This is a genomic window from Listeria rocourtiae subsp. hofi, assembly GCF_963575615.1.
GTDB classification, from domain to species: Bacteria; Bacillota; Bacilli; order Lactobacillales; family Listeriaceae; genus Listeria_A; species Listeria_A hofi.
This window is the reverse complement of record NZ_CAUYTL010000033.1, coordinates 26,141-34,000: the sequence shown is the minus strand read 5'-3', so window position 1 is coordinate 34,000 and position 7,860 is coordinate 26,141. Positions and strand designations below refer to the sequence as shown.

General features: G+C 40.7%; 6 protein-coding genes and 1 riboswitch. Of the genes, 2 read left to right on the top strand and 4 right to left on the bottom strand.

Features of this window, described 5'->3' with window-relative positions; genetic code table 11:
- Positions 1-740 precede the first annotated feature (740 nt).
- Entirely contained in the window at positions 741-2,270 is a 1,530-nt protein-coding gene (cshA, locus tag R8925_RS12960; RefSeq protein WP_430536225.1) for a degradosome RNA helicase CshA, read from the top strand.
- A 136-nt stretch (positions 2,271-2,406) separates the two neighbouring features.
- Here the strand turns inward: cshA and R8925_RS12955 are convergent, their stop codons facing one another.
- From R8925_RS12955 to R8925_RS12940, 4 genes are all read right to left on the bottom strand, one after another.
- Complete coding sequence (locus tag R8925_RS12955; protein WP_430536224.1) at positions 2,407-3,258, bottom strand: aldo/keto reductase; 852 nt, start codon at positions 3,256-3,258, stop codon at positions 2,407-2,409.
- Positions 3,259-3,330: 72 nt separating this feature from the next.
- On the bottom strand, positions 3,331-3,747 hold the full coding sequence (locus tag R8925_RS12950; RefSeq protein ID WP_430536223.1) for a MerR family transcriptional regulator: 417 nt from the start codon (positions 3,745-3,747) through the stop codon (positions 3,331-3,333).
- A gap of 165 nt (positions 3,748-3,912) precedes the next feature.
- Positions 3,913-6,612, bottom strand: coding sequence for a YhgE/Pip family protein (locus R8925_RS12945; protein WP_430536222.1), 2,700 nt, complete (start codon positions 6,610-6,612; stop codon positions 3,913-3,915).
- A gap of 5 nt (positions 6,613-6,617) precedes the next feature.
- Positions 6,618-7,109, bottom strand: a complete 492-nt coding sequence (locus R8925_RS12940; RefSeq protein WP_430536221.1) for an RrF2 family transcriptional regulator — start codon at positions 7,107-7,109, stop codon at positions 6,618-6,620.
- Positions 7,110-7,302: 193 nt separating this feature from the next.
- Positions 7,303-7,347, top strand: a riboswitch (PreQ1 riboswitch).
- 10 nt (positions 7,348-7,357) lie between these two features.
- On the opposite strand from R8925_RS12940, the gene R8925_RS12935 reads away from it, so the two are divergent.
- Entirely contained in the window at positions 7,358-7,843 is a 486-nt protein-coding gene (locus tag R8925_RS12935) for a QueT transporter family protein (RefSeq protein ID WP_430536220.1), read from the top strand.
- Positions 7,844-7,860 lie beyond the last annotated feature (17 nt).

Sequence of the window (7,860 nt, the reverse complement as noted above, 5' to 3'; positions counted from 1 at the left end):
TGAGTCCGGTAGAATACCGTCTTCAGGCCAGCCAAGAGGTTTAATTAAATTTGGTACAACTTTTGGGGTTCAGTACAATACTGTTCATGTCGCTTTTTGTTGTATTTAGTTTTGTGGATATTATGCTACTCATTGACACTACATTTTCAGACATACTTGGAGCACTATTTTTAGGTGCTGTCCAATCATTACTCGTATTCATAGCCATACTTGTTATCACACTTCTAATCAAAATGATAAAAAAGTTTACGACTGATTAATTATAAAGTAGCTTGCCGCAATTTCAATTTTGTAGCAGGCTCCTTTTTTATGGCTTATTTGTCTCGCCACTACAATGTATGCGCATACTTGAAAGTAAACCATAAATATAACGTTTAAATCAAGTTTAATCATTGAAAATACAAGGAATTCGTGTTATGATGGTTTGTGGAAGTTAATTAGGTTTTTACGATAGGCCTACATTATTATTAGAGGGCTTTTTTATTTTTTGCGTAAGAGACTGTGGACAGAATCGATTGCTTGTCGGCATTTGATGACTGAACCCAGCCTCCATTATGTCGTGAATCATATGCTTGGTTTATCCAAGCTTTTCTATTGCAGAAAAATGAAAAATGTGAGCGTTAAGGTGTTATCCAGAACAATTTGCTTGCATTAACCAGATGAATTAAAACGATGAGTAAAGATGATGAAGATGAGAAAGTGCTCTCCCAAAAAAACTTATTTTTAAAGGAGAAATGACATTGACAAAGTTTTCGGAGTTCGGTTTAGATCCGCTAATTGTTAAATCAGTAAACAGAATGGGATTTGAGGAAGCTACCCCAATCCAAGAAAAAACAATTCCACTAGGTCTTTTAGGTAAAGATATTATTGGACAAGCACAAACAGGTACAGGTAAGACGGCAGCATTTGGTTTGCCACTTATCAACAAAATTGACCCTAAAAAAACAGGAGTACAATCGCTAATTATCGCGCCAACACGTGAGCTTGCGATTCAAGTTTCAGAAGAGCTTTATCGTTTAGCTTCTGACAAACGCCTTCATGTTTTGGCAGTATACGGTGGTTCTGACATCAGCCGTCAAATTCGCTCATTGAAGAAAAATCCACAAATCGTTGTTGGTACGCCAGGACGTATCCTAGATCACATCAATCGCAAAACGTTGCGTCTAGAAAACGTGGAAACATTAGTATTGGATGAAGCGGATGAAATGCTAAATATGGGATTCATCGATGATATCGAGTCAATTCTAAAAACAGTTCCAGATAAGCGTCAAACGTTGCTATTCTCAGCAACAATGCCAAAACCAATCCAACGCATTGCAGAACGTTTCATGAAAGATCCTGAATTGGTAAAAGTAAAAGCAAAAGAAATGACAGCTCTATTAATTGAGCAATTCTTCGTAAAAGTAAATGAAAGAGAGAAATTTGATGTTCTTTCTAGACTTTTAGACGTACAAGCACCAGAACTTGCGATCGTATTTGGTCGTACAAAACGCCGTGTTGACGAAGTATCTCGTGCGCTTGACATGCGTGGCTATGTTGCAGAAGGTATTCACGGTGATTTGACCCAAGCGAAACGTATGAGCGTATTGCGCAAGTTTAAAGAAGGAAAAATCGATATCCTTGTTGCAACAGACGTAGCAGCGCGTGGACTAGATATTTCCGGTGTAACACATGTTTATAACTTCGACATTCCGCAAGATCCAGAATCATATGTTCACCGTGTTGGACGTACTGGTCGTGCCGGCAAAGAAGGTATGGCAGTAACATTCGTGTCTCCACGTGAAATGGGTTACCTAAAAATCGTGGAAGATACTACGAAAAAACGCATGACACCACTTCAACCACCAACTTGGGATGAAGCATTCGAAGGTCAATTGCGTGTAGCTACTGAAAAAATTAGTGAAATTGTTCGTGAAGACAGCCTAGCTGATTATAAAGTAGTAGCAACGAAATTATTAGAAGAGTATGATGCAACAGATATCGCAGCAGCAATGTTGAAACTGTTATCAAAAGAACCAGATCAAACACCAGTTCACATTTCCGAAGAACGTCCATTACCTCATCGTGGAGGAAAAGGCGGCGGCAAAGGTAAAGGTGGCGGTTATCGCGGAGGCAATAAAGGTGGTTACCGTGGTGGAGATCGTAAAGGCGGAGGCGGCGGTTATCGCGGCAAAGGCGGTTCTGGCTCTGGAAACGGTGGCGGACGTCGTTACAGCAACGATCGTAAATCTGGCTCTGGTGGCGGACATAAAGGCGGCCATTCTAAATAATAAATGAAGCAGAACTCCGAACTAGTTGATATCATCTAATTCGGAGTTTTTTAGTCGTACATATCCATCAATTATAAATAAAGCTTAGTATCACGTATTAGCACTCGACTTAATACTGATACTAAGCTTTTCTTCGTCAAACACCCATTTTTCGGCTTGCCATCCAACGAATCATTTCTGGGTCTGCGTGAGAGAAAAATTGACTTTCTCCCTCGTTTAATTCCGCAATCTTCTGCTTATCTGCTTCCGTTAATTCAAAATCAAAGACATCCAAGTTTTCTGACATCCGCTCTGGCTTAACTGATTTCGCTAAAACAATGACATCTTGTTCTATCAGCCAGCGAGTAATTACTTGTGCGACCGATTTATTATATTTCGCGCCGATTTCAATAAGTATGGAGTTGTGGAAGATATCGTTTTTCCCCTCGGCAAACGGTGCCCAAGCTTCTGGCATGATTCCTTCTGCTTTTAGAGCTGCAATATTTTTTGTTTGTTGCTGAAATGGATTGATCTCGATTTGATTCACTTGTGGGGTTATTTCATTGAATTCTGCTAAATCTACGGCACGATCTACTGCAAAATTGGAAATCCCAATCGCGCGAACTTTTCCTCGCTTTTGTAGGGTTTCCATAGCGCGCCAAGCTCCGTAAACATCGCTGTAAGGTTGGTGAATGAGCAGTAAATCAATGTAATCTAAGCCAAGGCGTTGTAAGGAGCGCTCGAATGAGGAAAGAACGCCGTCATAGCTAACATTTTCGACCCAAATTTTTGTGGTAATAAACAATTCCTCACGCGCAACACCGGATTTAGCGATGCCACGACCAACAGCTTCTTCGTTCATGTAGCTTTGAGCGGTATCAATATGGCGATAACCAGCTTTAATTGCTTCAATCACAGCAGTTTCAGCTTGTTGGGCATCGGTAATTTGATAGGTTCCGAATCCTAAAATCGGTATTTCGATGCCATTATTTAGTGTAACAGTTTGCATAAATAAGTCCTCCTAGGTTTTATTAGTTATTCTAGTTTTAACTATAAACCTTAAAGTTAAGTCCAATGCAAGTTATTTTATTTCCCATAGTTTTTCAATGTTTTCAGTGTTCATTTCGCCAGTTTTAAATTTTGCAATATGTTCATCGTAAGTTTCGATTTTATAGACGAGTAAGTTGCGTACTTGCTGCATTTCGGCTAGCTTATCGTCCAGCTCTTTCAATTGATCTCGTAAAACTTGTTTTTGAGCTTTCTCCACATTTTGCGTTTCGCGTAATTGAGCTAGTGTCGCAAATTCAATGAGTGACTCGACAGATAATCCAGCTTTGCGCAAATTCTTCACGAGATAAATCCAGTTTAAATCACGGGTAGAATAGTCACGGTAACCACTGGAATTACGATGTATTGGCGGGATAACACCGACTCTTTCATAGTAGCGCAACGTATCCACGGTCAAGCTAAACATTTCAGCCGCTTGTTTAATATTCATTGTTACTCACCTCCATACTGTATTATAAACCTTGGAGTTAAGGCTAATGCAAGAAAGAGCTTGAGTTACGACTAAAACATCCATTTGAAAATAAAAACACCCCTAAAGTTAGATCTTTTAACTCTAACTTTAGAGGTGCATCATATTTATAGCTTTTTCCTTCGTTTAAATCATTTTTTCATGTAATGTTGTCACTGGAAATCGTTTGTTTTTTCGAATCGTTAATGTCAAAATAAGCAATGCATTAAACAACACAATCAATCCAGCTAAAATCCAAGCGCTAGTAACAAAGAGGCTGTTTCCAAGTCCTGATGAGATTGCTTGACGGAAGCCGTAAACAGAATGCGTCATTGGAAGGAATGGATTAAGCGCGTTGAAAAATCCGTCTGTTAGTGGCATTGGGAAGGTCCCACCACTTGCTCCAAGTTGCAAGACAAGGATAACCATCGCAACGAAGCGACCTGGATTTCCGAATGCTGTTGCAAGTAACATAACGAGGAACATGAACGTGAGCGACGTCAAAATGGAGATTAAGAAGAAGTCTCCCATATGTGCCACTTCAAGGCCGAGCGCTAACATCACAAAATCAAGAATTAACGCTTGTAAAATTGCTGCCACAAAGCCAATAGAGAACTTACTTGCCCACCATGATACACCTGATGTTGGTGTCATCGATGGACGGCGGATTGGGAAGATGAAGTTGAATACCAATGCGCCAACGTAAAGTCCGAGCGATAGGACGTAAGGTGCTAAGCCGTGACCATAGTTTGGTACGTCACTTAGTTTTTCTGCAGTGAGGTCGGTTGGCTGGGCAATCATATCGTATGTTTTTGATGATGGATTGATTTGGCCGACCTGTGTGGCACCATCTTTTAATTTGGTTGCGAGTTCGCTTGTGCCATCATTTAGTTTGACAAGATTGGACGCGATGGTTGCTGATCCAGTAGCAAGTTTACCTGAACCATCACTTACTTGTGCTGCACCACTTGCTAGTGTATTTGTACCGTTCACTAGTTCCGGTAAGCCACTAGCTAAAGTATTCGTACCATTTGCGAGTGCGGAAGAACCTGCGAGTAAAGCTTGGTTATTTTCGGTTAATTGCGTAGCGCCGTTATTAGCTTGACTGACTCCGTTAGCTACTGTGTCTACGCCTGTTATATAAGTTTGTAAGCCACTGTTTAGTGTGCTAGATCCGTCTGCAAGCTGCGATACACCACCGACAAGAGCTGGGACGCTATTCGTGAGTGCAGATGTTCCAGAGGCTAATTGGTTACTTCCTGCTAGTGCGGAATCAAGTCCTGCTTTTAGGGCAGCTGATCCGTCTAAAATACCATTGTTCGGAGCAACGAATGCACCACGGATTGTGTCGTAGCCTTGGATGGCTTTGACGGCCACTGGAATACCAACCGATGCTTTACTATTTAATTCAGATACGCCAGCTTTCAGTGCACTTATATTTCCTGCAACTGGTTGTAATTTGTTTTGTAAAATATTTGCAGTGCTAGAGAGGTTCGCGCCAAGCTTTTGGGCAATCGCGATTTGTTCACCAGCTTGCTTCGTTAATTCTGTGCTGAGTGCGTCGGTGATTTCTTTTTGCTGTGCGGGTGCTAAGTTTTGGAATGCGTTCGTACTAGCAATAGCTGTCGTTGTATTTTTACCATTATTTTGTATCGACTTGCCTAAATCTGTAATCGCTGTTTCCATCGCTTCCATATTTGTTTGTAATGTTTTCATGGAGGCGCTCAAATCGCCGCTTGCTTGTAGTGAGCCATTGATTGTACTGATGCCGTCTTTCATGGCGTTTAATCCGGATGTGAGCTCTTGGACATTGGATGCGGTTGGGAGTCCGTTTGCTAGCTTGTTAAGTCCAGCGTCAAGTTTTTCGCTCCCTGCGTGTAATTTTTGTAAACCACTGTTTAAGGATTGTTGCCCATTATTTAATTCTGGAACTTTTGCAGCTAATGTTTCGGTATTTTCGTTTAGCGTGCCAAGACCCGTAGCTAACTTGTCACTTCCAGCAAGTAAGGCAGGGGAGTTCGCGCTTAACTGTGCGGTTCCACCTTGCAATTTACCGAGGCCTGATTGGATTTGAGATACACCGGCAGTATATTGGCCGAGTGAACTATTTAATTTGTTAGCGCCGGCATCTAGCTTATTCACGCCATCTGCTACGGTTGTGCCCAGTGCGACGCTGATTTTGTTTGCACCATCTGCCAGTTTCGGCGTGCTTGTGGCTAATTCGTTTAGTTTAGAAGTCAGTGTTTTGCTACCGTCTTTTAACTGCACGGTGCCCTCATCGATTTTTTTAGAACCGTCAGCGGCTGTTTCAAAACCATCACCAACCTTAGCTATTTGTGAAAAAATTGCTTTGGCATAGCTTTCTGTGACTTTTTTCGAAATTTTGGCGTTGACGGCTGATGCGCCTTGACCTGTAACCACTTCCCCGATATAGTTCTGTGCAGGGTTGATTTCATAAGAAAGGTTCATTTTTTTAGGTGTTGCATCAAGAACGGTTGAGGCATTTTTGGAAAAATCCTTAGGAATCGTAATCACCATATAATATTTGCCGTCTTTCAAGCCTTTGTTGGCGGTTTCGGCGTCTGTGAAATTCCAGCCTAAATCGTTATTTTTCTTCAGTTCTTTGACAAGTTCATTCCCGACGTCCAGTTGCTGCCCTTCATAATTGGCGGCTTGATCTTCGTTGACAACTGCAACAGGAAGCTCACTCGTCTTGCCATAAGGATCCCAAACGGATTTTAGAAAAACACCGCCATATAAAATCGGGATAAACATGATAACGATTGTTGAAACGAGCAGGATTTTGTTATTTAACAGTCGTTTCCATTCTTGTTTTAACATATTCATAAAACTCACTCTTTCTCATTTTGATTGCTTAGATTCGTTGTGTTCCAATTAAGTACTGGTATTTCGGATTGTTCCATCGTGCGTTTCAGTAAGTCTGCGGCTGTTTGTTTCGATAAGTAGTCGCGAATAAGGTCGTTTGCGCCGTTAAAAACGTCATGTAACACTGCTTCCCCTTTAGAAGTGTGCTCGCCGTCGCGAAAAACTTTGTTGATTAGGCCTGTATCCGGATAAATGGAGATGGGGCCTTCCATGGATTCGACGACTTCCAATAATGTGATTTCTTCTGGACTTTTCGCCAATGAAAAACCGCCGTTGTTGCCTGGTACAGAGCGAATAATATTCTGAACGACAAGTTTACGCATGATTTTCTTTAAGTAAGAAGGCGAAACTTGTAAATGCTCACTAATCGCGTCGGATGCTAGTGGATTGTGATTATCTTGGGTCGACAGCAGGACAATGATACATATTGCTTGCTCTACACCTTTCGTTAATTGCATGTTTCTAGTCACCTCGTTTTCATTATGGATATAATTTGTCGCTTATTAAAATTCATTATGGACAAATAAAGTCTATAATTGAATTTACACCCATTTGCAAAAAAAAGCAAGTATTTTTTATAAGATACCGCTTACTTACGAAAAAAAATGAAATGGCCTTGATGTAGCGGTGATTTTAATGTAACATAGATGAGAAAACGTAGTTCGAAACCATCCTACGTAAAAAAACTAAGGGGAGCTTATTTAGAATGAAAATAAAAACGTTAACAGTCAATGCGATTGTTGCGGCGCTTTATGTTGTCGTGACTTTAGTTGTTGCACCTTTTGGCTTTACGAATATTCAATTTCGTTTGTCGGAGATGTTCAATCATTTAATCGTATTTGATAAGAAGTACTTTTTTGGAATTGTCGTGGGGGTTCTGATTGCGAATTTCTTCTCACCACTTGGTTGGTATGACTTGGTTTTTGGCGTAGGACAGTCCGTAATTTCACTAGTTATCGTGATTTTGCTCAGCCGCTATATTGCGAATGTGAAAGTAAGAATGGTATTAACAACGCTCGTTTTCTCGGCAACAATGTGTATCATTGCTTGGGAATTGGCGCTTGTTTTGGAATTTCCATTTTTGTATACGTGGTTAACACTGGCCATCAGCGAATTCATAGTTTTAGCAGTTGGCGCACCGATTATGTATTACATTAACAAACGCATCAATTTCAAAAAAATTATTAATTAGAACGCAAATAAGCATGA